This window comes from Planctobacterium sp. AWH2_060, from assembly GCF_056158425.1.
In genome coordinates this window covers 5,247,936-5,271,404 of record NZ_JBSWTG010000001.1, presented here as the reverse complement: position 1 = coordinate 5,271,404, position 23,469 = coordinate 5,247,936, and the positions used below count along the sequence as shown (strand labels likewise).

The 23,469-nt window shown below is 46.3% G+C and carries 21 protein-coding genes and 2 tRNA genes; 14 read left to right on the top strand and 9 right to left on the bottom strand.

Annotated elements, in window-relative coordinates; all coding sequences use genetic code 11:
* The first annotated feature begins 28 nt into the window (after positions 1–28).
* From leuS to lipA, 13 genes are all read left to right on the top strand, one after another.
* A complete protein-coding gene (gene leuS, locus ACXAD8_RS22920) occupies positions 29–2,611 on the top strand; it encodes a leucine--tRNA ligase (RefSeq protein WP_475232798.1) in 2,583 nt (860 codons plus the stop codon).
* A complete protein-coding gene (locus ACXAD8_RS22915; protein ID WP_475232796.1) occupies positions 2,611–3,138 on the top strand; it encodes an LPS-assembly lipoprotein LptE in 528 nt (175 codons plus the stop codon). The genes leuS and ACXAD8_RS22915 overlap by 1 nt, the downstream gene beginning before the upstream one ends.
* The gene (holA, locus tag ACXAD8_RS22910) at positions 3,138–4,172 is read left to right on the top strand and encodes a DNA polymerase III subunit delta (RefSeq protein WP_475232794.1); all 1,035 of its coding nucleotides are present in this window, start codon (positions 3,138–3,140) and stop codon (positions 4,170–4,172) included. The genes ACXAD8_RS22915 and holA overlap by 1 nt, the downstream gene beginning before the upstream one ends.
* 131 nt (positions 4,173–4,303) lie before the next feature.
* Positions 4,304–4,621, top strand: coding sequence for a ribosome silencing factor (gene rsfS / locus ACXAD8_RS22905; protein ID WP_475232792.1), 318 nt, complete (start codon positions 4,304–4,306; stop codon positions 4,619–4,621).
* A 9-nt stretch (positions 4,622–4,630) separates the two neighbouring features.
* A complete protein-coding gene (rlmH, locus tag ACXAD8_RS22900) occupies positions 4,631–5,101 on the top strand; it encodes a 23S rRNA (pseudouridine(1915)-N(3))-methyltransferase RlmH (RefSeq protein ID WP_475232791.1) in 471 nt (156 codons plus the stop codon).
* Positions 5,102–5,104: 3 nt separating this feature from the next.
* On the top strand, positions 5,105–6,988 hold the full coding sequence (gene mrdA, locus ACXAD8_RS22895; RefSeq protein WP_475232789.1) for a penicillin-binding protein 2: 1,884 nt from the start codon (positions 5,105–5,107) through the stop codon (positions 6,986–6,988).
* An 18-nt stretch (positions 6,989–7,006) separates the two neighbouring features.
* A complete protein-coding gene (gene rodA / locus ACXAD8_RS22890) occupies positions 7,007–8,110 on the top strand; it encodes a rod shape-determining protein RodA (RefSeq protein ID WP_475233074.1) in 1,104 nt (367 codons plus the stop codon).
* Between the two features lie 77 nt (positions 8,111–8,187).
* Entirely contained in the window at positions 8,188–9,216 is a 1,029-nt protein-coding gene (gene mltB / locus ACXAD8_RS22885) for a lytic murein transglycosylase B (RefSeq protein WP_475232787.1), read from the top strand.
* Between the two features lies 1 nt (position 9,217).
* Positions 9,218–10,015, top strand: coding sequence for a septal ring lytic transglycosylase RlpA family protein (locus tag ACXAD8_RS22880; RefSeq protein WP_475232786.1), 798 nt, complete (start codon positions 9,218–9,220; stop codon positions 10,013–10,015).
* Positions 10,016–10,129: 114 nt separating this feature from the next.
* Positions 10,130–11,302 (top strand): serine hydrolase, encoded by a 1,173-nt coding sequence (locus ACXAD8_RS22875; protein WP_475232785.1) that lies wholly within the window; start codon positions 10,130–10,132, stop codon positions 11,300–11,302.
* Positions 11,303–11,401: 99 nt separating this feature from the next.
* Complete coding sequence (gene ybeD / locus ACXAD8_RS22870; protein WP_475232784.1) at positions 11,402–11,665, top strand: DUF493 family protein YbeD; 264 nt, start codon at positions 11,402–11,404, stop codon at positions 11,663–11,665.
* Between the two features lie 3 nt (positions 11,666–11,668).
* Complete coding sequence (gene lipB, locus ACXAD8_RS22865; protein WP_475233072.1) at positions 11,669–12,304, top strand: lipoyl(octanoyl) transferase LipB; 636 nt, start codon at positions 11,669–11,671, stop codon at positions 12,302–12,304.
* The gene (lipA, locus tag ACXAD8_RS22860) at positions 12,297–13,259 is read left to right on the top strand and encodes a lipoyl synthase (protein WP_475232783.1); all 963 of its coding nucleotides are present in this window, start codon (positions 12,297–12,299) and stop codon (positions 13,257–13,259) included. Before lipB ends, lipA begins: the two co-directional genes overlap by 8 nt.
* A gap of 19 nt (positions 13,260–13,278) precedes the next feature.
* Here lipA and ACXAD8_RS22855 read toward each other — a convergent pair whose 3' ends face one another.
* The 5 genes from ACXAD8_RS22855 to pnp all read right to left on the bottom strand — a co-directional run bounded on the left by ACXAD8_RS22855 (position 13,279) and on the right by pnp (position 18,742).
* The gene (locus ACXAD8_RS22855; RefSeq protein WP_475232782.1) at positions 13,279–13,737 is read right to left on the bottom strand and encodes an acyl-CoA thioesterase; all 459 of its coding nucleotides are present in this window, start codon (positions 13,735–13,737) and stop codon (positions 13,279–13,281) included.
* A gap of 82 nt (positions 13,738–13,819) precedes the next feature.
* Positions 13,820–15,229: an SEL1-like repeat protein gene (locus tag ACXAD8_RS22850; RefSeq protein WP_475232781.1), complete on the bottom strand. Its 1,410-nt coding sequence runs from the start codon at positions 15,227–15,229 to the stop codon at positions 13,820–13,822.
* A 59-nt stretch (positions 15,230–15,288) separates the two neighbouring features.
* The gene (gene nlpI / locus ACXAD8_RS22845; RefSeq protein ID WP_475232780.1) at positions 15,289–16,212 is read right to left on the bottom strand and encodes a lipoprotein NlpI; all 924 of its coding nucleotides are present in this window, start codon (positions 16,210–16,212) and stop codon (positions 15,289–15,291) included.
* Positions 16,213–16,225: 13 nt separating this feature from the next.
* On the bottom strand, positions 16,226–16,525 hold the full coding sequence (locus tag ACXAD8_RS22840) for a DUF1244 domain-containing protein (RefSeq protein ID WP_475232779.1): 300 nt from the start codon (positions 16,523–16,525) through the stop codon (positions 16,226–16,228).
* Between the two features lie 84 nt (positions 16,526–16,609).
* On the bottom strand, positions 16,610–18,742 hold the full coding sequence (gene pnp / locus ACXAD8_RS22835) for a polyribonucleotide nucleotidyltransferase (RefSeq protein ID WP_475232777.1): 2,133 nt from the start codon (positions 18,740–18,742) through the stop codon (positions 16,610–16,612).
* A 300-nt stretch (positions 18,743–19,042) separates the two neighbouring features.
* On the opposite strand from pnp, the gene ACXAD8_RS22830 reads away from it, so the two are divergent.
* A complete protein-coding gene (locus ACXAD8_RS22830) occupies positions 19,043–19,678 on the top strand; it encodes an endonuclease (protein WP_475232775.1) in 636 nt (211 codons plus the stop codon).
* Between the two features lie 94 nt (positions 19,679–19,772).
* On the opposite strand, the gene ACXAD8_RS22825 is transcribed toward ACXAD8_RS22830, so the two are convergent.
* The 4 genes from ACXAD8_RS22825 to ACXAD8_RS22810 all read right to left on the bottom strand — a co-directional run bounded on the left by ACXAD8_RS22825 (position 19,773) and on the right by ACXAD8_RS22810 (position 23,468).
* Complete coding sequence (locus ACXAD8_RS22825; RefSeq protein ID WP_475232773.1) at positions 19,773–20,294, bottom strand: hypothetical protein; 522 nt, start codon at positions 20,292–20,294, stop codon at positions 19,773–19,775.
* A gap of 982 nt (positions 20,295–21,276) precedes the next feature.
* Positions 21,277–21,367, bottom strand: a tRNA-Ser gene (locus ACXAD8_RS22820).
* A gap of 499 nt (positions 21,368–21,866) precedes the next feature.
* On the bottom strand, positions 21,867–22,898 hold the full coding sequence (nadA, locus tag ACXAD8_RS22815) for a quinolinate synthase NadA (RefSeq protein ID WP_475232771.1): 1,032 nt from the start codon (positions 22,896–22,898) through the stop codon (positions 21,867–21,869).
* 494 nt (positions 22,899–23,392) lie between these two features.
* A tRNA-Lys gene (locus ACXAD8_RS22810) sits at positions 23,393–23,468 on the bottom strand.
* Position 23,469: the final 1 nt, after the last annotated feature.

The following is a 23,469-nucleotide window of genomic DNA, read 5'->3' as shown; positions in this document are numbered from 1 at the left end:
GAAAAAGTTGTATTAAACGGAACCCTGAATGACCTCAGAATATAGTCCTCAAGAAATCGAATCCAACGTTCAAAAATACTGGCAAGAAAACCAATCATTCAAAGCCACAGAAGATGACAGCAAAGAAAAGTTTTACTGTCTCTCCATGTTCCCCTATCCCAGTGGTCGCTTGCACATGGGTCACGTGCGCAATTACACCATAGGTGACGTGATTAGCCGCTATCAGAGAATGCAGGGTAAAAACGTACTGCAACCCATCGGCTGGGATGCATTTGGCTTGCCGGCGGAAAATGCAGCAATTCAAAATAAGACGGCTCCGGCAAAATGGACCTACGCCAATATTGATTACATGAAGCAACAGTTGCTATCTCTGGGCTTTGGTTACGACTGGGACCGAGAACTGGCCACCTGTAAAAAAGAATACTACCAGTGGGAACAGTGGTTTTTCACCCGCTTATATGAAAAAGGCCTGGTTTATCGCAAAAACTCTACAGTTAACTGGGATCCGGTGGACCAAACTGTACTAGCCAATGAGCAGGTTATCGACGGTCGAGGTTGGCGTTCCGGTGCTTTGGTTGAGCAAAAAGAGATCCCTCAGTGGTTTATTAAAATTACCGCATACGCCCAGGAATTACTGGATGAGCTGGACAACATGGAAGGCTGGCCGGACCAGGTCAAAGCCATGCAACGCAACTGGATTGGTCGTTCTGAAGGTGTAGAGATGACCTTCAAAGTGGCGGATTCTGACGAGTCCTTTGATATCTACACTACCCGTCCAGACACCTTAATGGGTGTAACTTATGTGGCACTTGCCGCGCAGCATCCATTAGCGCTGGAAGCCGCAAAAAACAATGCTGAACTTGCCGCCTTTATTGATGAGTGTAAAAACACCAAAGTGGCGGAAGCGGATTTAGCCACCATGGAGAAAAAAGGCTGTGCCACCGGGTTAATGGCAGAGCATCCCATTACCGGTGATTTAGTACCTGTATGGGTGGCTAACTTCGTATTGATGGATTATGGCTCCGGTGCCGTAATGGCAGTACCGGGGCACGACCAAAGAGACTGGGAGTTTGCCACTAAATACGGATTGGATATTAAGCAGGTTATCGCACCTGTCGGCGAAGAAAACTGCGATCTGAGCCAGGCGGCTTACACTGAAAAAGGGTTGTTGATCAATTCTGGTAAGTTCGATGGCCTGGACAGCGAAGCGGCCTTTAAAGCCATCTCGGATGATTTAATCGCCGCAGGTAAAGGCAAGATAAAAGTGAACTTCCGATTGCGTGACTGGGGTGTTTCCCGTCAGCGTTATTGGGGAGCTCCGATTCCAATGATCAACCTGGAAGATGGTACTTCTGTGCCGGTACCGCCGGAGCAGCTGCCTGTTGAGTTACCGGAAGACGTGCAAATGGATGGCGTAACCTCGCCCATCAAAGCGGATCCTGAGTGGCGCAAAGTGCAAATTCAGGGGCAACAAGCAGAGCGTGAAACGGATACCTTTGATACCTTTATGGAATCCAGCTGGTATTACGCAAAATACAGCTCTCCTTCTGCAGAGCAAATGTTAAACCCTGAAGAAGCTAACCACTGGTTGCCAGTAGATCAGTACATCGGTGGTATCGAACATGCGATTCTGCACCTGTTGTACGCACGCTTCTTCCATAAGTTATTGCGCGATGAAGGGTTAGTTAATTCTAGCGAACCTTTCACCCGCCTGTTGTGCCAGGGCATGGTACTCGCCGATTCTTTCCGTCGGAAAGACGAAAAAGGCGGAGATATCTGGTTTAACCCTGCAGATGTTGAAGTGCAGCGGGATGAGAAAGGCCGCATTACGGCTGCTATTTTGAAATCTGACGGTCAACCGGTAGAACACTGTGGCATGACCAAGATGTCTAAATCCAAGAACAATGGTGTTGATCCACAATCCGTTATTGAATTGTACGGTGCTGACACTATTCGATTATTTACTATGTTCGCTGCACCACCAGAGCAAACCCTGGAATGGGTTGACTCAGCGGTAGATGGTGCCCATCGATTCCTGAAGCGTTTCTGGCGCTATGTCACAGAAAACATGGCTCAGGGCGAAGTAGATGCACTGGACATTAACAGCCTGAATGGTCAACAAAAAGCTTTGCGCCGCGATCTGCATAAAACCATTGCTAAGGTGTCTGACGACATTAATCGTCGTCAAACCTTTAACACTGCCATCGCAGCCATTATGGAGCTGTTAAATACGGCGCAAAAAGCACCACAAGATTCTGCTCAAGACAGAGCTATCGCGCGTGAAGTCGCGGTTGCCATGACTCAGATGCTGAATCCTATCACGCCACACATCTGCCATGAATTATGGAAGTTGTTAGGCCATGAATCAGATATTGAAACGGCCGGCTGGCCAGTAGCTGATGAAGCTGCCATGGTTGAAGATGAAAAACTGATCGTGGTACAGGTAAATGGCAAAGTCAGAGCCAAAATTACGGTTGCCGCTGATGCTGCAAAAGAAGCGGTAGAAGCAGAAGGCCTGGCCCATGAAAACGTGAAAAACTTTACTGAAGGTAAAACCATCCGCAAAGTGATTTATGTGCCTGGCAAACTACTGAATATCGTGGCTAACTAGTGGGTTCGCGAATTTTAAGAACAACGCTTCTGGCGGTACTTTCCATCACAATCACTCTGATGAGTGGTTGTGGTTTTAAGTTGCGCAACGACTTTCAGATTGCCGAGCCATTTCACAAAGTCAGAGTTCTGAATGCCACGCAGAAATCACCGCTCACCGACGTATTGATCAAACGTCTGGGAGTCTATTCTGCCGAAGTCATCAACCAGACTCATCCGAAGCAACACCATCAGTTTCAGGTGCCTACCCTGTTTATTTTGCCTGAAAAGCTGGAACGACGCCTGTTATCCCTGTTCCCCACCGGACAGGTGGCAGAATATGAATTGGTATATTTCTGTCAGTATCAGGTGCAATTACCCAGCGGTGATATTAAGAACTTTGAGTTCCAACTCACCCGTGAATATCAGGATGATCCTGACCAGGTACTGGCCAAATCTCGGGAGTTAGATTTGATACTTTCCGAAATGCGTCGCCAGGCGGCAGATCGTATTATTCGTCAACTTAGCAAGACCGATAATCAAAACTGATGCAGATCTACCCCAATCAATTTGCACAACACCTGAATAAAGGGCTACCTAACAATATTCTGGTGTTTGGCGAAGAGCCACAGCAAAAGATGGAAGCCTTGCAACGCATCAGAGAAAAAGCGCAAGTAGAAGGATTTACCGAGCGTCACAGCCTGGTGGCCGACGCCCAGTTTGAATGGCAGCATCTGATTGATGCCTTCCAAAGCATGAGCCTGTTTGCTGAAAGGCAGCTCATTGAACTGGAATTGCCCACCGGTAAACCCGGCACTGAAGGCGCAAAAACCTTGCTGGATATCAGTGGCAAAGCGAATCCTGATATCGTCCTGGTGATCCACGGCGGTAAAATTGGCAAAGATGTGCAAAACACCAAATGGTTTAAATCACTGGATAAACAAGGGGTATTCCTTTCCTGTTTTCAGCCTGAGGGCAACCGATTAAGCCAGTGGATCACAGAGAAACTGCGAGACAATGGTATTCAGAGTACTCCTGAATTAGTGGGCTTTTTCTGCGATTTCTTTGAAGGCAACCTGATAGCCGCCGTACAGGAAATGGAAAAGCTGAAACTGCTGTTTCCGGATGGCCAGATATCCCGCCAGGATATTTCCGGCATGGTGTCGGAGCAATCCAGATACAATGTTTTTCAGCTCACCGATACATTGCTTTCAGGCGATGCCCAAAGATGCATCAAGCTATTAGGCCGCCTGGAAAGTGAAGGCATAGAGCCAACCATTATTTGTTGGGCCTTGACCCGCGAATGGCAGGTATTGGATGCTTTGTCACAGGCACAGCAGGCATCCCAGCCCGTTGACCGGGTGTTTAGCAGCCATCGCATCTGGAAAAATAAACAATCTATGTATCTCAATGTGCTGAGACGTTTAAACAGTCAACAGCTCAATGAGATCCGCGATAAACTATCCGCTTTTGATATCGCAATTAAGAGTAGCGCAGTGCAACGCCCCTACGTGGAACTGTGCCACTTGTGCTTGCTCTTTGTTCCTATGGCATTGAGCGGTATTCAACTGGAATACCACTGAGAGCCCCGTCTGTAAGGGGCTAAATCAGGAAAACGTTTTACCGACAAAGTTTTAATGACGTTATTTTATAAGGCTTTGCCAGGTGAATGACTTATACTTAATATGACAGTAGTAAATGTGCAGGAGAAAAATTGGAGCACGAAGAACTTAAACGTTTTGTGAAAGACAAAATCGAAGATGTAAAAGGCAGAGACATTATTGACATCGATGTTACCGGAAAAAGTACGGTTACCGACACCATGCTTATTTGTTCAGGTAACTCCAAACGCCACGTCGTATCAATCGCACAGAATCTGGTGCAACAAAGCAAGCAAATTGGTGAAAAACCCCTTAATGTTCAGGGTCAGGACACCGGTGAATGGGTGCTTATTGATTACGGTGATGTGGTGGTACATGTCATGCAGGACGAAACCCGCGATCATTATCAATTAGAGAAGATTTGGAACTAAGCCTTTACAATGCAGATTAATGTCGTTGCCGTAGGCAACAAAATGCCTGACTGGGTTAGCCGGGGCGTTGAAGAATACTTACGCCGTATGCCACCCGATTACCGGGTATCCTTTACTGAGATCCCACCCGGAAAGCGCACCAAAAATGCCGATATCGCCAGAATCCTGCAAAAGGAAGGTGAACTGATCCAAAACGCGATCCCAAAGGGCAATCGCGTTATTGCGCTTGAAGTCACCGGTGCCGCCTGGGACACCCATAAATTGGCACAAAACATGGAAAAATGGCAACTAGACGGCCGAAATGTTAGCCTGATGATTGGTGGTCCCGAAGGTTTGTCAAAAGATTGTTTGAACCTTGCCGAACAAAAGTGGTCTCTATCTCCATTGACATTACCCCACCCCTTAGTTCGTATCATCGTAGCTGAAAGCTTATTTCGGGGTTGGTCGCTGAATAATAATCATCCATACCATAGAGAGTAAACAATGGCGCCAAAGCGCGTAGTCATTAGAGACCATTCCGCAGAAGCTAACCTGTTTGCCCGGCGCTCATTCATAGCCCTGATCATTATTACTATGATGGCGTCTGCGTTGCTGTTGAATTTGTATCACTTGCAGATCACCCGCCACGACGATTATCAAACCCGCTCTAACGGCAATCGCATCAAAGTATTGCCAGTGGCCCCTAACCGCGGGCTGATTTACGACAGAAACGGCGTACTACTGGCAGAAAACAGACCGGTATTCAGCCTGCAATTAGTGCCCAATGAAGTCAAAGACTTAGAACAAACCGTTACTGAGCTGGCAGAGCTTTTAGAGATACCCGACAACGAAGTGGAAGACTTTTACAAAGATTATCGGGGCCACCGTCGCTTTAAACCCGTGACGTTGTTAAACCGCTTAAGCAAAGAAAGTGTCGCCCTGTTTTCCGCCAATCAACATCGTTTTCCGGGCGTTTCCATCGAAGCCCGACTGACCCGCTACTACCCACATGGTGATACCCTCACCCATGTTTTAGGCTATGTTTCCAAAATTAATCAAAAGGATCTGAAAAAACTCCAGGAAGCGGATCAGGAAGCTAATTACGCTGCCACTTATGACATTGGCAAACTGGGCATCGAAAAATATCACGAAGCCCTGCTGCACGGTCAGGTTGGCTCACAGGAAGTTGAGGTCAATAATCAGGGACGTATCATTCGCACCTTAAATTTTGTACCGCCAGTGCCGGGTAAAGACATCACGCTAAATATCGATGTCGAGATGCAAAAAGTGGCACAACGAGCGTTGGAGGGCAACCGGGGGGCGGTGGTGGTATTGGATGCCAGAGACGGCGGCGTTTTGACTTTGTACAGTAACCCTGCTTACGATCCCAATCTGTTTGTTCATGGTATCAGTCGTAAAAACTATGGCGCACTACTCAATTCTGCCGATAAACCCCTGATCAATCGAGCCACCCAGGGTCAGTACCCACCAGCTTCCACAGTCAAACCCCACCTGGCCCTGTTAGGGCTGGAAAACAATCACATTACACTAGAATCACAAATTTTTGATCGCGGTGTATTTACCCTGAAAAACGTCACCCACAAATGGCGTGACTGGCTTTCCTGGGGACATGGCCATGTCAATGTCACAGATGCCATTGAGCAGTCATGCGACACCTTTTTTTATGATCTCGCCTATCGCATGGGCATTGACGAGATCAGCGGCTACATGGCGCAGTTTGGTTTTGGAGAATATTCCGGATTGGATCTATACGAAGAGTCCAGTGCCATTCTGCCCTCTCGGGGATGGAAAAAGGCCCGAATGGGTGAACCCTGGTATATGGGGGATACCATAGTAGTTGGTATTGGCCAGGGGCCCTGGACTGCGACTCCGATACAGCTCGCCAGCTCCGTTACCGCTCTGGTGAATCATGGCAAGCGCTATGTGCCACAAATATTCCGGGGCATTCATCAGGAGGGACAAACCCTTGTAGCTGAGCCCAAAACACGAGAACCCATCGAAATCACTGACATGACCAACTGGCATATAGTGTTAGACGCTATGTATGGTGTTAACCACAGGGAAAAAGGCACTGGTCGCAGTGCCTTTAAAAACACCAGCTATCTTTCTGCGGGTAAAACCGGAACCGCACAATTAGTATCTATTGCTCAGGGTGAAAAGTACGATGCAGAAAAAATAGACGAACGGCACCGCGACAATGCCATGTACGTGGGTTATGCCCCATATGATGCACCTGAAATTGTGGTGGCAGTGGCGCTGGAAAATGCCGGTAGTGGTGGCTCCCAGGCGGGCCCAATCGCCAGAATGATCATGGACCAATACTTTGGTGAAGGGAATGCCACCTTAGCTCAAAACAGGAATAACTAAACCGTGAATTCTGAAAAAATGGACTCCAGAAATCAGTCATTTCTGTATAAGCTTCACCTTGATGGCCCCTTACTGCTGGGCCTTTTGACCCTGATGATAGTGGGTCTGTTTACAATTTATTCTGCGGGCGGACAAGACTGGGCCTTAGTGCAACGCCAGATTATTCGTCTGGGGCTTGCCACATTTGTGATGCTGTTGCTGGCTCAGGTTTCTCCTACCGTGTTCCGGCGACTTTCGGTGTATGTCTACATCGTGGGGGTTTTGTTGTTAGTGGCGGTATTGGTGATCGGCGTTACCGGCAAGGGAGCACAGCGTTGGTTAGATCTGGGCTTTTTCCGCTTCCAGCCTTCAGAATTGCTAAAGCTGGCCGTACCCATGATGGTGGCCTGGTATATCGGCAGAAAAGACCTGCCTCCGCGCACACTAAATGTACTGGCAGCCCTGTTTTTAGTTGTCACGCCCACCTTGCTTATTGCCAAGCAACCCGATTTGGGTACCTCATTGCTAATTGCCAGTTCCGGCATTTTTGCTATTTTCCTGGCTGGGATCCGCTGGAAACTGTTGAGCTTTTTCGCTGTAGCAGTATCCGCTTTCACCCCAATTCTGTGGTTCTTCCTGATGAAGGACTACCAAAAACAGCGGGTATTAACCTTCCTTAATCCCGAGTCTGATCCTCTAGGCTCCGGCTACCACATTATCCAGTCTAAAATTGCCATTGGCTCTGGCGGTATGGAAGGCAAAGGTTGGCTGCAGGGAACACAATCACAACTGGAGTTTTTACCCGAGCGCCATACAGATTTTATTTTCTCCGTTTTCAGTGAAGAATTTGGTTTTCTGGGTGTGGTTCTGCTGATTTGTTTATATCTGTTTATCGTATCCAGAGGCATGTATATCGCCATGCGCGCCCAGGAGGCATACAGTAAACTGCTAGCTGGCAGTATTACCCTGACCTTTTTTGTCTATGTATTTGTAAATATGGGCATGGTATCTGGCATTTTGCCGGTTGTGGGGGTGCCATTACCCTTAGTGAGCTATGGCGGCACATCAATGGTGACATTGATGGCGGGATTTGGCATTCTAATGTCAGTGGCAACCCGACGAAAGCTACTTTCGCGAGAATAAAAGCCCAAAAAATCAGACCAAAGCAATACAGTGGAGCAATAACAATAATAAGCTCCCAAAATAAAGAGGCTATTGGCATGTGTGCGCTAAAAAATTTTACAAGGCAACTTAAGCTTGCCCTGCTTGGCTGTGTGTCTTACACCATGGCCGTGAGCAATGTTTCGGCTCAGGAAACCACAACCCCATCGTCAGTCGATGAGCGGGTTGAACAATTCATTACAGATACCGTTGCTGAATACGGACTCGATGCACAGTTTGTTCGTAAAACTATCTTGGCTGCCAGTAAAAATGACGTGGTTCTGGAAAAGATTGCCCGTCCCTGGGAAGCCAAACCCTGGTATCAATACTACCCAATCTTTTTAACCGAAAAGCGTCTCGAACGGGGACTGGCATTTTGGCAAAAACACCGCAAAACACTGGCCAGGGCAGAAGCCGAACTGGGCATTCCGGCCCATATCATTGTGGCGATAATCGGTGTAGAAACCTTTTATGGTTCCTACACCGGCACCTATCCGGTGTTAGATGCACTTTATTCGCTGGGCTTTCATTACCCGCCCCGCTCGGCTTTCTTTAAAAAAGAACTAGCGCAATATCTGAAGCTGGTAAGTGAAGAAGGCTGGGATCCACTTGCAGCTAAGGGCTCTTACGCCGGGGCTATGGGCTGGGGACAGTTTATCAGTTCCAGCTATCGTCATTACGCCATTGACTTTGATGGTGATGGCAAACGGGATTTACTCAATAACCCGGTGGATGCTATTGGCAGTGTGGCCAACTACTTTAAAAGCCACAAATGGCAAACTGGCGAAGCGGTGGCTTTCAAAGCCAGTATCGGAAATGAGCAAGCGTTGGATTTGGTGGAAAGCGACTTAAGCATCAATCATACTTGGCAGCAACTCTCTGAAGCCGGAGTGGTGTTACAGGATTCTATTCAGCCATCGCCTGAGACCCCAGCAAAACTATTGGCTTTGGATTTGGAAGAAGGAAAAGAGTATTGGGTAGTATTGGATAACTTCTATGTAATTACCCGTTACAACCACAGTCCTCTGTATGCCATGGTGGTATTTCAATTTAGCGAGCAGCTAAGAACAGCGATGCAGAGGCAGTAACATGAACCGCATACTGTTTTTGTCTGTTGTGGCCATGTTGTCGGGCTGTATGTCCACAGATCGCTATAGCCAAAAGCATGACTCGGCCCCAAAACACACCCCGGTTGAAGTCAACCTGATTGACGCTCAGCCCCAATACGTGGAATACAAAGAAGCCAACAATCGTCCTTATACCGTGTTAGGCAGACATTACTTCCCAATCCCGGAAGGGAAAGGTTATGAAGCCGAGGGAGAAGCTTCCTGGTACGGCCAAAAATTTCATGGTCACCTTACCGCAAACGGTGAGATTTACAATATGTACGACATGACTGCGGCCCATAAAACGCTGCCGTTACCGTCGTTTGTAAGGGTAACCAATACGGCGAACAATAAAACCGCGATTGTGCGGGTCAATGATCGCGGCCCATTTCACAATGACCGTATCATTGATTTGTCCTGGGCCGCCGCGAAAAAACTGGATGTACTGAAGACCGGCACAGCGCAGGTAAAGCTGGAAGTGATTCATGTGGACGAGGATGGTGTGATCACCATAGGTAAACAGCAGCAATCATCGCCAGAAAAACCCGAACAACAAGGAACTTTTATTCAGGTTGCCGCGTTATCGGACAGTCAAAAGGTTTCAGAGCTGGCCAAGGGGTTGGCACAGCTGTATCAGGTACCCACTCATACACCTGAAGCCGACGGCATTTTTCGTTTGCGCCTGGGACCACTAAGCAGTGATATCGACCCGGAAAAATTATTGCAGGAACTGCGCAGTAATGGCTTTTCTGAAGCCTATAAACTGGTCACTGCCGAATAACACAATTTTTAACGAATGGTTTTTTATTACCTCGCCGTGATCTGTTATATTACGGCGAATTTTCTCAGTCTCAGCGGATGAGATCAAACAGCAACCTATAAAGTCGGATTGAAAATGTTAAGAAATACCAAGCTTTATTCTTTTGTTGCCGCTGTCGCGCTCTCTGTGAGTGCCGTTTCCAGCAGTATTGCAGCAGTCATTGTGCCGCCAGCTCCGGAGGTCAATGCCCAGGGTCATATACTCCTGGATTATCAAACCGGACACATTATCTCAGAACAAAACGCCGATATCAGACTTAACCCGGCCAGTCTGACCAAGATGATGACTCTGTATGTCATTGGTCAGGAATTAAACTCTGGCAATATCGCTCTGACGGACATGGTCACCATTTCAGAAAACGCGTGGGCGAAGAACTTTCCTGATTCGTCAAAAATGTTCATTGAAGTAGGTACTGAAGTGTCTGTCGAAGACTTGATCCACGGTATTGTTGTGCAAAGTGGTAACGATGCCTGTGTGGCTATGGCCGAACACGTCGCCGGAAGTGAATCAGCCTTTGCCACTATGATGAATTCTTACGCAGCCAAACTGGGCATGAATTCAACCAATTATGTCAATAGTCACGGCCTGCATGATGAAAGCCATTACACCTCCCCACGCGACATGTCTATTCTGGCGAAAGCTTTGATTCGAGATGTGCCTGACGCCTACAAGTACTATTCAGTTAAAGAATTTACTTACAATGGTATCAAGCAATACAACCGCAACAGTTTGCTTTGGGATCGCAGCATGAGCGTCGACGGTATTAAAACCGGCTACACTTCTGACGCCGGATACAGCCTGATCACTTCCGGCACTCAGGATGACATGCGTTTAATCAGCGTGGTCATGGGCACAGAAAGCGAAAGAGCCCGTAAAGTCGAAAACAAAAAGCTGTTGAAATACGGCTTCCGCTTTTTTGAAACCATTACCCCCTATACGGCAGGAGAAAGCTTTGTTTCTCACCGTATCTTCATGGGCGACCGCGACACGGTTGATTTGGGTATCACGGTTGACACCCCCATTACTATTCCAAGAGGGCAACGCAAAAACCTGCAAGCCAACTTTGAGTTAAATCAAAAGCTGGAAGCACCGCTGGAAAAAGGCGAAGTGGTGGGAACCCTGTACCTGCAACTGGAAGGTGAAGACATAGCAGAATACCCGCTAGTTACGCTGCAGTCCGTTGCTGAGGGTGGCTTTTTTGATCGCATGACCGATTACATCAAGCTTAAGCTTGGTATGGACAATTAAGATTCCACTTTTTGTTGCCCCGCTCGGGGCAACCATTTCCTTTCTCCGCTTACATTCAGGTATAATGACAGGCTATTTCGAACTATTTGAGTAGAAGTCATGGATACGCGTTTTGATGAACTACTAGATTTCCCCTGTAATCAAACCTTTAAGGTAATGGGTGTTGCCGGTGAGCAACTGCCACTGGACGTGATTGCTTGTCTGCAACAGCACGCGCCCGGCGATTACCATCCTACTATTAAGCCCAGCTCAAAAGGCAATTATCATTCGGTGTCTGTTAGCGTCAGAGTCACCAGCAAAGAGCATATGGAAACGATATACACTGAGCTTGGCAAGCTGGAACTGGTCAGGGTTGTTTTATAATTGATGATTGTCAGACAATTAGAAACTCAAGATTACATTCCTATCTGGAATGAGATGCAATCCTTTACCGATAACCGCGATAAGGACACGTCAGACGAAATCTGGTTAGTGGAACACAACCCGGTATTCACCCAGGGCCAGGCCGGTAAAGAAGAGCATATTTTAGCACCGGGTGACATTCCGATTGTCAAGGTGGACCGAGGCGGACAGGTTACCTATCACGGTCCCGGACAACAAATGATGTATATCTTATTAGATATTCGCAGGCTCAAAACCGGTGTCAGAGAGTTGGTAACTGCGCTGGAACAATGTATCGTCAACACCCTGAAAAAAGATGGCATCGAAGCCTACCCAAAAGCTGATGCGCCTGGCGTCTATGTCAATGAGCAAAAGGTCTGCTCGGTGGGATTGCGCATTCGCAAAGGGTGTTCTTTTCACGGTTTGGCGTTTAACGTCAACATGGACTTGTCGCCCTTTCAACGCATTAATCCCTGCGGTTATCAGGGACTGGAAATGACTGACAGCGCTCGCCTTGGCGGTGTAGATAACATGAAAGACGCCGGCAACGCTATAGTGCAAGAGTTTTGTTCTTTGCTGAACATCCAGGATTTACAATTTAAAGAAGGTTTCAATGAGTAATGCAAAACCCGCCGCAGGTGTAAAACTGCGCGATGATGAAAAAGTAAAGCATATTCCAATCACCATCATTCCTACTGAAAAGGAAGAGATGCTGCGTAAACCTGAGTGGATAAAAATAAAATTACCTCGCACCACAGAGCGCATTGAGAATATTAAAAAGACCCTAAGAGCTAATAAGCTTCACTCCGTTTGTGAAGAAGCCAGTTGCCCTAATCTGGCTGAGTGCTTTAACCATGGTACCGCTACCTTTATGATTCTGGGTGATATCTGTACTCGCAGATGCCCGTTTTGTGACGTTGCCCACGGTAAACCCCTCCCCCCCAGTGCAGAAGAGCCGCTTAAACTGGCAAAAACTATCGCTGAAATGCAGTTAAAGTACGTGGTTATCACCTCGGTAGACAGAGATGATTTACGCGACGGTGGTGCCCAGCACTTTGTAGACTGTATCAACGCCATTCGCGAGCATAGTCCCGCGACAAAAATTGAAGTATTGGTACCTGATTTCCGCGGTCGTATGGATCGCGCACTGGAAATATTCAAACAAGGTGTTCCTGATGTGTTTAACCACAATCTGGAAACCATTCCACGCCTGTATCGTGAATGTCGTCCTGGTGCCAACTATCAATGGTCACTGGACTTATTGAAGAAATTTAAAGCGCAGCACCCGGATGTTGCCACAAAATCTGGACTTATGATGGGAATGGGAGAAGAAATCCCGGAGATTGAAGTGGTATTGGAAGATCTGCGCGCTCACGATGTGGACATGCTGACTTTGGGCCAGTATCTACAACCCAGTAAGCACCATTACCCGGTTAAGCGCTATGTGCATCCTGAAGAGTTTAACGCACTCAAAAGCAAAGCCGATGAGCTGGGCTTCTTACATGCTGCTTGTGGACCGCTGGTACGCTCCAGTTATCACGCTGATAAACAAGCTGCGGGTGAAGAGGTTAAATAACTCCTTTGGCAAACAGAGGTTACAGTTCTGACTGTAGCCTCTGAGAAAACTCCTTGGCGTGAATAGCGAATTGTTCTAACACTTTATCTTCTTCGGTTTCCGGAACCCAGCGATCGATCTCTACGGGCTTACCCTGTTCATCAATGGCCACAAACGAAATAATACAGGTGCAGGTTTCCTGTAAATCTAACTCTTTGGGATCACCGGCATTTACCGTGATAAATATATGCATACTGGTCTTGCCGGTATGGGCAACTTTGGCATTCAGTACCACTTTTTGCCCCACCAGAATAGGTTTTTTAAATCGGATCCCACCCACTGAAACTGTTACACAATAACAGCCGCTCCATTGCGAGGCACAGGCATAACCGGCCTGATCCAGCCACTTCATCACCATGCCACCATGCACCTTACCTCCGTAATTAACATCGGTTGGCTCGGCTAAAAATCTAAAATCTATTTCGCGTTTGTGTAACATACCCTTCTCAACATTCATCGCTGTTGTTATTCAGTATTGGTGAGAAGTGCCGTTTTAGCCAGGTATTGTTGATATCCGTTTTTTATCGCCACTCATTGTAGCGTTGCCACCATTTCTGGGCGGCCGGTACATTGCCCACTTGCTCTAACGATTGAGCGATATCAAGCGCGGCGGTTCGCAAATGCTCACGGGATTGCAGGCGTTCAAGCCAGATAGCTTTGTATATATCAGGAATATACCCCGTATCGTGAAACTCCATAAAAGTGAGTTTTTCGGAAAACTTGTATGCCTGAGCACTGTGATTTTTACAGGTATTGGCTCTGGCAAATACAAGATTTTGGGACAGGTTCTGCCACTTATCCAGCGATACGTCATCCAGAGTTTGAGATTCAGGTACTACGATGACGTTAGGGAACTCCTGTTCTCCTTCGCAGTAATAGTGGGCAAACTGCTCACTTAATGGATATTCATCAACAAAGCCCACAAAGTGCGCCAGTTCGTGCACAAACACCGAGTACTTGTCAGCTAAATCCAGATACATCACGCCGTTAACCACATTGGCCTTTCCTTGTTTGGCAAAGATGGCTAAATGCGTGAAACTGTCGGGCTCCAACACTTTATCCAGAAAGTGCAAAGGGCACTCAATACGATAATTGTTGGTAGCACGACTGCGACAATTGAAGCCGCTGTCTTCAATCCAAATGGGAGGATTGAGGCAAATAGGTAAACTGGCCAGCCTTTTATCCTGATTAAATGTCTGATAAAACTCATGAGCTTGCTTAATCGAATCCAGCGAAGTGGCAATAAACTGCAATTGCATTGAACACTGAAGTTCACTTTGATTAACCTTGACTGTTGTAGCTGGTTTATTCCAATAGCCAGAAATGAGGTCTATGTAGGCTTTAGCCTGTTTGCCGCCTGCTTCAGCGGCTTTTTCTAGCCAGTTTCGGGCTTCCTGGCGATTTCGGGTGCGCCAAAAATGGAGTGCCAGGGTCGTGGCTTCATTGGCATCTTTACGCGCAACTTTTTTCAGCCAGGGCAATGCTTCCGTGTAATCTTCATGAAACCAGTGCCACTGATACAGCGCCCGTTGCGCCGGAAAATAATCGAGTTCGGCAGCAGCCTGGAGAAAGTGAACCTTAGACTCGGGGGTATTGTCGTGTATGCCTAATTCAAACAGCGCCGGAGCATAATCGCGCTCTCCAGCTGCCATTAGATGCATTCTTTTTTCGGAAGGACTTTCGGCTCTCATGGCCAGAAAAAAACGGGCTTCAGGCATATCATCCTGCGCCAGAACTCTGACCCAATGAAGTGCTTGATTTTGCTCTGCCAGCTGCAACAAATGATATGCTGCACTGTCATCACCTAATTTAAAAGCGGCATAATAGTTAACTTCTGGCGCAATGCCCTGCTCTGCCCAGGCGATTAATCTGGGCACATAGCTGCAGCCGGAACCCAGCAACTGCCCGCTTAACAGGATCATTACCAGCAAATAGAACTTTGCTTTAATTAAGAGAAGCAGTTTTGTAAAAATAACCGGTCCCGCTCAAATTAATTGAAGTTCTGTTCGCGCAGCATGTTGAGCTCCAGACGTGCATATCGGTGTTCAACGTACTGATAAACATTGGTGCTCAGGGTTAACTTAAAGTAGTTAGAGGCCTTGCCGTATTTTTCATTGGCAGAGTGATGTTTGCCAAGATAAAAATAAGCTTCACACAATCTATCTGTCAGCTGTTCCTGCGAAGTCACGCCGTTAACCAATACTGATAGCAATTGATTTTCGCTTATCCTGCCCAGGTATAAGTCGACAATTTGGGTAGCCCAGTTATCGTCACTGAGCTGCTCTCTGGCAGTCAACAAAGATTGATAGGCGTTATCTGCATCTATTTCACGTTCAATGATGTAATGCCACAAAGCGCGATAAGGATCGTGTTTGTCTTTTTGATAAAACAGTTCCAGATCCTGTACAGCCAATTCAGGGCGACCGCCGTAATACAGTGCTATACCGCGATTAAGCAGCGCAAAATCGTGATCCGGCTGAATTTCCAACGTGGAGTCAAAAGCGTCATAGGCCTGAATAAAGTCACCGTTTTGGGTGTGGTGAATGCCAATAAAGTTATGAGCTTCGGCCATATCAGGCTTAAACTTCAATGCGCTGTCAAAATCGTATTGCGCCAAACCTCTTAACCCGACACTGTCGTATAATGTGCCGCGTTGATAAAGCAATTCTGCACGTTGTTCGTTGCTGATCTGCTCTACCTCTGCCAATACCTGGTTGAGACGGGCGAGTGCCATCTGACTTCTGAAACTAGCAGGTGCTGGTTCAGCTAACAATAAATTGCCCATTTGCTTGGGAGCGTCTTCCGTGTCCACTGCCGCGGTATTGACCGCACAACCAGATAAACTGAGCAATGCCACTAACAGACCGCCGGATACAGCCAGTCTGGATTTCAATGTATGCACGATTTTCTTCATTCTTTCCTGTTACTTAGGACTTTTTACTTTGTTTGGCCTCATAGGCCGCTAACTGCTCTGGTGTCGCGGGTAGTTGATGTTTTTCCTTCCACTCAGAATACGGCATGCCATAAACGATTTCTCTGGCCTGCTCATAGTCTATTTCCACGCCTTCCTCAGCGGAGGCTTTAACATACCATTTTGACAAGCAATTTCGACAAAAATCCGCCAGAATCATTAAATCAATGTTTTGCACCTCTTTGTGATTATCGAGGTGATTGAGTAATTGACGCAGTACCTTAGCTTCTATTTTGTCTCTGGTAGATTGTTCCATGTTTTGCCCGATTTTCGAAATACTATTGTGTAACTAAAAATGGGAGCATAAGCTCCCATTTCAAGTCATCTTTGGCTGATTTAATTATTCAGCGCTGTTGCCTTCTTCCGCAGGCTTTTCTTCAGCAGGTTGTGGTTTTTCCAACAACTCTTTAATGCTCAGACGTACGCGGTTCTGACGATCGATTTCCATAACCTTAACGTCAACCATTTCGCCTTCTTTCAGGTAGTCAGCAACCTTATTCACTCGCTCATGAGCGATTTGTGAAATGTGCACCAGGCCTTCTTTGCCAGGCAACACTTCAACAAAGGCACCAAAGTCTACAATACGAGTAACTTTACCGTTGTAAACCTTACCTACTTCGATATCAGCTGTTATGGCTTCGATTGCCGCAATCGCTTTTTCAGCTTTAGCTAATTCAGTAGCGAAAATCTTGATAGTGCCGTCATCTTCAATCTCGATGTTACACTCAGACACTTCTGTGATTTGGCGAATGTTTGCGCCACCTTTACCGATAACATCACGGATCTTGTCTTGCTCAACCTTCATGGTGTAGATACGCGGTGCAAATTCAGACAGGTCTGTTCTGTGACCACCGATTGCCTGGTCCATTACGCCCAAGATATGCAATCTGGCTTCTTTCGCTTGCTTAAGCGCGATCTGCATGATTTCTTTAGTGATACCTTCGATTTTGATATCCATCTGCAGAGCAGTGATACCTTCAGAAGTACCCGCTACTTTAAAATCCATATCACCAAGGTGATCTTCATCACCTAAGATGTCAGAAAGAACAACAAAGTTTTCATCACCTTTAACCAGCCCCATTGCGATACCCGCAACAGATGCCTTAATAGGTACACCTGCATCCATCAGTGCCAGGGAAGTACCACAAACAGAGGCCATTGAAGAAGAACCGTTAGATTCTGTGATCTCAGAAACCACACGTACAACGTACGGGAACTCTTCAGCACTTGGCATTACTGCCTGAATACCGCGCTTCGCCAATCGGCCGTGACCAATTTCACGACGCTTAGGTGAACCCACCATGCCAGTTTCACCAACACAGTAAGGAGGGAAGTTGTAGTGCAACATAAAGCGGCTATTAGAAACGCCACCTAGTTCGTCAATCATCTGTGCGTCACGCTCAGTACCCAAGGTAGCGGCAACAATCGCCTGAGTTTCACCACGAGTAAACAGGGCAGAACCGTGAGTACGAGGTAAAATACCAGTAGACACGTCCAGGGCACGAATCATTTGTGGATCACGACCATCGATACGTGGTTCACCCGCCAGAATGCGAGAGCGTACTACGTCACTTTCCAGTTCGTGCAACAGTTCGCGAACTTCTTTTTCGTCCAGTTCTGCGTCAGCTTCAAGTAAAGCGGCAGTGGCTTTTGCAGTAGTTGCATCAACCGCAGCTTTGCGCTCAAGCTTGTCAGAAATCTGATAAGCCGCAGCCATTTCAGCTTCTGCAGTGGCTTTGATTTTTTCTTTTAATTCGGTGTTTTCAACCGGAGGCTGCCAATCCCATGCAGGAGTATTAACTTCAGCAGCAAACTCATTAACAGCGTTCACTACAGCCTGCATTTCCTGGTGACCGTACATAACAGCACCCAGCATAACTTCTTCAGACAATACAGAAGCTTCTGATTCCACCATTAATACCGCATTGGAGGTACCTGCAACCACTAAATCCAACTGGCTGTTTTCTTGCTCAGAAGTCAGGGTATTCAAAACGTACTGATTGTCTTGATAACCAACACGCGCAGCACCAATTGGGCCATTAAACGGAATACCTGAGATCGCTAATGCGGCAGAAGTACCGATCATTGAAATGACGTCAGTTGGAATTTCTGGGTTTGCAGAAACAACTGTGATAATTACCTGAACGTCATTCTTAAAACCTTCAGGGAATAAAGGTCTGATTGGACGGTCGATCAGACGGGCAATTAACGTTTCGTTTTCAGAGGGTCTGCCCTCTCTCTTGAAGAAACCGCCAGGAATCTTACCAGCCGCGTAGGCTTTTTCCTGGTAATTAACGGTTAAAGGGAAGAAATCTTGGTCAGCTTTCGCTTCTTTTTTACCAACAACAGTAACCAATACTGCTGTGTCGTCCATGCTGGCCATAACGGCTGCTGTGGCCTGGCGAGCAATAACACCGGTTTCCAGTGTTACTGTATGTTTTCCATATTGGAATGTCTTTGTAATAGGAGTCACAATGTATCCTTTAATATCTTACTTTTACTTTCATTTTGCGGCGCACAGTATAGCTAGTGTTGTGCATTAAAAACAGTCAAAAACATCAGTTTAGTGCAATTTTATTACTCTGACAGGGTCATGGATTTGTAACAATTCACAGAAGTACATGATTATTTGCAAACAACGGGATTTCAGTCCTTCGATTACGTCGGCATTTGTAACTCAGGTGAGCTAATCAAACCTGCAAATCCGCTTTGCATGACGCCGCAGTGCAGCATACACTAGCTGTAAGTTCTGATGTAAAAAGCCGATAAATTAATGCTCAAAAAACTGTGTTTGTTATTTTTGCTGCTAGTGCCGTTTTATTCTCAGGCCAATACCTCGTCTTTTGAACAGGTCAAAAACACAGTGTTCTGGCAACAGCTTTACAACCAGCAATATCACACCCTGTATTGCGCCATGTCCAACAACACATCGCAAGACGTAACAGTGGGCCACGTATATCCTATGGCCTGGATGGCGAATGCAATGAATTGCTCAGCTGAAAACGACTGTGATTACGCCCGTTACCTGGAAGCCAGTTCAGATTTGCACAATTTGTGGCCTACAGCAGAAAAATCCTTACGTCTCAGACAGCACTATCTGTTTATTGAAAGCGATAAAAACAGCGGCGAAGCCAGTTACTGCAATTTCACTATTTTTGATAAGGGCATAGAACCCAGAGAGTTTGCCAAAGGCGAGCTGGCCCGTTCAATGCTCTATATTATCTGGCAATACCAACTCCCCGATTACGGACAATTGCCACTAATGTTGAAGTGGCACAAAAGATACCGACCGAACTCAGAAGAAAAGTGGCGCAATGAACGCATCCTCGCAATTCAGGGCAAAGAAAACCCCTTCATTACTAATCCTGGCTTTGTGGATGAAGTATTTAGAAGTTTTTCTGGTGACTGATAATTTACTTCATTGATTCGCCATGTGCATCACGACAACTGCCTCAAAAAATAGGACACTTTTAATTCAGAAAATGTTGTGAAATTAGCAGTATTTAGATTCGACCTTGTAAAAACAAAAAAATCAATATGAACAATGCCAATACAACACTAATTTTCAACAAAACTTTTACGCCTTTGAATATCAACCCTACGGCTTTAAACAAAGTCCAAAAAGCAGCGCTGACTAAACCATACGCTACAAAACCACCAAACACATATTCAGATGTTTCCGCCCCCTCTCTATACATCGCAAATCCGATAAAAATAGCCGCAATTAAACCCAGAAAACCAGCGTAATATTCACTTTCACTTTCCAGTTTTTTAGGGGTACTTGTTTGCGCTGATGTAATAACATTTTGCTCATTCTTTTTTTGAGCAGCTAAGTGATTTCGCTCAACAGATTTTTGTTGTTCGTCCCAAAACGCCTTGTCTGCCTGTTCTTTTCTAACGCGCTCATCCTCGATACGACGACGCTCCCCCTCATTAACCATTGTTCCGGTATCATGTCCGGCTTGGGCCTGCTGAATTTCATAAGCTTGCCACTGGGCAGTATTCGGTTTATGAGGATTAGACATCGATATTCTTGTTAGATCTGTTGATTTGTTTTTTACTTTAATGGAATTCTCTAAATTTGCATACTTAGTTTACCATCTAACAAGGACAGAATCATGAATAGTTATGGTCGGCACCGTAGACCAGGTGATTTTTACTTCTGTGTGGTTAAGTAGGGTTGTTTTATACGCCATTTAGGAGCGCTCGTATTCTAATTTTTTGCTGTAATAGTAAAGCGATAAATATTCACAAATTGCTCCAGGCATTTTTGTACTCGGGCTATCCCTGCCCTCGCCTTTCAGGCCATCGTCGTTCCTCCGATGTTCTGGATTGTTCCCGACAATCCAGTCGAACCGAAGGGTTCTCTTCACATACTCTCTCACCGCCATATACGAAAAACCCCGCTTGATGTGATAATTATTGATTGAGTGGTCTGATACCAGAAACTGCTACATATAAAAGACGATTCGGAAAAAGGGGCCAGGTGCGAGATTCAACCAGAGAGGAATTGTAAATACTTCCCTGTATTTTGTCGCTTCGCGACCATCGCAAGCGATGTCCACCAAGATTTGTAGGAACAAATCAGAACAGACGGAGGCTGGCTTGCGAAGCAAGTGGCGTACAGGGATGTACGACATAAAAATGCTCCCGGCTTTTTTGTACTCGGGCTATCCCTGCCCTCGCCTTTCAGGCCATCGTCGTTCCTCCGATGTTCTGGATTGTTCCCGACAATCCAGTCGAACCGAAGGGTTCTCTTCACATACTCTCTCACCGCCATATACGAAAAAACCCGCTTGATGTGATAATTATTGATTGAGTGTTAGGCATACGAAACAGAGGAGGAGGGATTACGAAATACATCCATGTATTTCGCCCTTCGGGCCGTCGCAAGCGACGTTCCAGATTGCTCCCGGCAATCTGGTCGAACCCTCCGGGTTCGGAATCCATTCAGCAACATATAAACAAAGAGGCCCTGCTCTTTCGAGCAGGGCCTCTTTGTTTATATGGCGGTGAGAGAGGGATTCGAACCCTCGTTAGGGGTTAACCTAAACACACTTTCCAGGCGTGCGCCTTCAGCCAGCTCAGCCATCTCACCTATTAACTTGTTCTATGTGACATACAAACTTCGGTGGTATTTGTATGTCGGCGCACTACTTGTGTGCGTTACTCCGGCATCCTGCCTTCGCCCTTCGGGCCATGCTTCGCATGGTCTAATTTGTTCCAGACAAATTAGTCAGCCAGCTCAGCCATCTCACCTATTAACTTGTTTTATGTGACATACAAACTTCGGTGTTATTTGTATGTCGGCGCACTACTCGTGCGCGTTATTCCGGCATTCTGCCTTCGCCCTTCGGGCCATGCTTCGCATGGTCTAATTTGTTCCAGACAAATTAGTCAGCAAGCTCAGCCATCCCACCTATTAACTTGTGCTTTTTGAGGTTTTGTTAGCGCCTCAAAACAGGTGGCGTATTTTAGGGGTTTAAAAACACTGAATCAAGTAAAAATTACTAAAATATGACTTAAGTGGCGAAATAGCCGCCTGTCACAGTTAAAACCCACTAAAACCAATCAAATAATAGGCTAATTTCTGAGGTTTACTTACGTGCTGTCGAAAAATTCAACATGCGATTTAAAGGAATCAAAGCCTTTTCCCGTAAGGCATCATCTACAAATATCTCATGCCCACTGGTATCAGTTAACGCGCTTTCTATCGCTGCCAGACCATTCATTGCCATCCAGGGACAATGAGCACAACTTCTGCATGTTGCGCCATTACCCGCCGTCGGCGCTTCGATAAAGGTTTTACCGGGTGCGAATTGCTGCATTTTATAGAAAATGCCTTTATCAGTAGCCACTATCAACTGTTGATTTGGTAGCTCCTGAGCCGCTTTTATTAGTTGCGAGGTAGAGCCGACAGCATCAGCCATATCTACCACACTGGCGGGCGATTCAGGGTGTACAAGAATTGCAGCGTCTGGGTAAACGTTTTTCATGTCTTGCAAAGCTTTTGAGGAAAATTCATCGTGAACTATGCACTCCCCTTGCCACATCAACATGTCTGCGCCAGTTTTCTTTGCGATATAGTTGCCCAAATGGCGATCGGGTCCCCATAAGATCTTTTGGCCCTGACTATCCAGGTGTTCAACCACATCCAGTGCGATACTGGATGTCACTACCCAATCGGCACGCGCTTTAACCGCAGCAGAGGTATTAGCATAAACCACCACAGTTCTGTCTGGATGAGCAGAACAAAACTCATCAAACTCTTTGATTGGGCAGCCCAAATCCAATGAGCAGGTTGCTTCCAGAGTTGGCATCAGTACCGTTTTTTCCGGACTTAGTATTTTAGCCGTCTCACCCATAAACTTAACGCCAGCCACAATCAGCGTTTTTTGTTCAGCATTCTTTCCAAATCGAGCCATCTCCAGAGAGTCAGAGATAAAACCTCCGGTCTCTTCAGCCAAAGCCTGAATTTCAGGGTCTGTATAATAGTGAGCAATCAATACGGCATTCTTTTCTTCTAATAAAGCTTTAATACGTTGCTTATATTCTGATTGCTGCAGTTCACTTAAAACCGCAGGTTTACCAGGGAAAGAATATTCGATATCAATTTTTGCCGGCTGCATCTTAAACCACGTCAAGTTTCAAAAGGGTGCGGATTATACTAGAAACTATACGAAAGAGCAGCACTGATAGATTATTTATTAGCCATTTATTATGTTTTTATGTTTTAAGGCAGAAACGGTTGCGTCAGGCGATGTGTGATTTGTAGGTTCGACTGAGCTACATGGATGTAGTGAATGTCGATTTTGCAGGAGCAAAAATCTGCCAGTCGGACAGCGGTGGTGGAATTGTAAGTTCGACTTCAGTCGGACAGCGGTGGTGGGTTTAACATTAATGTCGGAATAAATTCCGACCTACAACGATTTTGATATATGCTGATGATTGAGTGGTGGGTCGTGCTGGATTCATTCGTATCGTCCATGATACTCACCCTTCGGGCAGCCTTCGGCTGTGCAAATCGTTCCCTACGATTTGTCGAACGCGCTGATTCTCATCCGGCACTCAACGAGTACTGAATAATTGCTTTCGGGGATTTAAATATATGCTGATGTTTGAGTGGTGGGTCGTGCTGGATTCGAACCAGCGACCAATTGATTAAAAGTCAACTGCTCTACCAACTGAGCTAACGACCCA

What these genes read in the sequence shown, in the direction of transcription:
- holA (WP_475232794.1), top strand. Translation starts at nt 3,138, where the DNA reads ATGCAGATCTACCCCAATCAATTTGCACAACACCTGAATAAAGGGCTA.
- nadA (WP_475232771.1), bottom strand. Translation starts at nt 22,898, where the DNA reads ATGCAGCCGGCAAAAATTGATATCGAATATTCTTTCCCTGGTAAACCT.
- rlmH (WP_475232791.1), top strand. Translation starts at nt 4,631, where the DNA reads ATGCAGATTAATGTCGTTGCCGTAGGCAACAAAATGCCTGACTGGGTT.
- ACXAD8_RS22855 (WP_475232782.1), bottom strand. Translation starts at nt 13,737, where the DNA reads ATGTTACACAAACGCGAAATAGATTTTAGATTTTTAGCCGAGCCAACC.
- ACXAD8_RS22840 (WP_475232779.1), bottom strand. Translation starts at nt 16,525, where the DNA reads ATGGAACAATCTACCAGAGACAAAATAGAAGCTAAGGTACTGCGTCAA.
- mrdA (WP_475232789.1), top strand. Translation starts at nt 5,105, where the DNA reads ATGGCGCCAAAGCGCGTAGTCATTAGAGACCATTCCGCAGAAGCTAAC.
- leuS (WP_475232798.1), top strand. Translation starts at nt 29, where the DNA reads ATGACCTCAGAATATAGTCCTCAAGAAATCGAATCCAACGTTCAAAAA.
- ybeD (WP_475232784.1), top strand. Translation starts at nt 11,402, where the DNA reads ATGGATACGCGTTTTGATGAACTACTAGATTTCCCCTGTAATCAAACC.
- nlpI (WP_475232780.1), bottom strand. Translation starts at nt 16,212, where the DNA reads ATGAAGAAAATCGTGCATACATTGAAATCCAGACTGGCTGTATCCGGC.
- lipB (WP_475233072.1), top strand. Translation starts at nt 11,669, where the DNA reads ATGATTGTCAGACAATTAGAAACTCAAGATTACATTCCTATCTGGAAT.
- lipA (WP_475232783.1), top strand. Translation starts at nt 12,297, where the DNA reads ATGAGTAATGCAAAACCCGCCGCAGGTGTAAAACTGCGCGATGATGAA.
- ACXAD8_RS22830 (WP_475232775.1), top strand. Translation starts at nt 19,043, where the DNA reads ATGCTCAAAAAACTGTGTTTGTTATTTTTGCTGCTAGTGCCGTTTTAT.
- mltB (WP_475232787.1), top strand. Translation starts at nt 8,188, where the DNA reads ATGTGTGCGCTAAAAAATTTTACAAGGCAACTTAAGCTTGCCCTGCTT.
- ACXAD8_RS22825 (WP_475232773.1), bottom strand. Translation starts at nt 20,294, where the DNA reads ATGTCTAATCCTCATAAACCGAATACTGCCCAGTGGCAAGCTTATGAA.
- ACXAD8_RS22880 (WP_475232786.1), top strand. Translation starts at nt 9,218, where the DNA reads ATGAACCGCATACTGTTTTTGTCTGTTGTGGCCATGTTGTCGGGCTGT.
- ACXAD8_RS22875 (WP_475232785.1), top strand. Translation starts at nt 10,130, where the DNA reads ATGTTAAGAAATACCAAGCTTTATTCTTTTGTTGCCGCTGTCGCGCTC.
- rodA (WP_475233074.1), top strand. Translation starts at nt 7,007, where the DNA reads ATGGACTCCAGAAATCAGTCATTTCTGTATAAGCTTCACCTTGATGGC.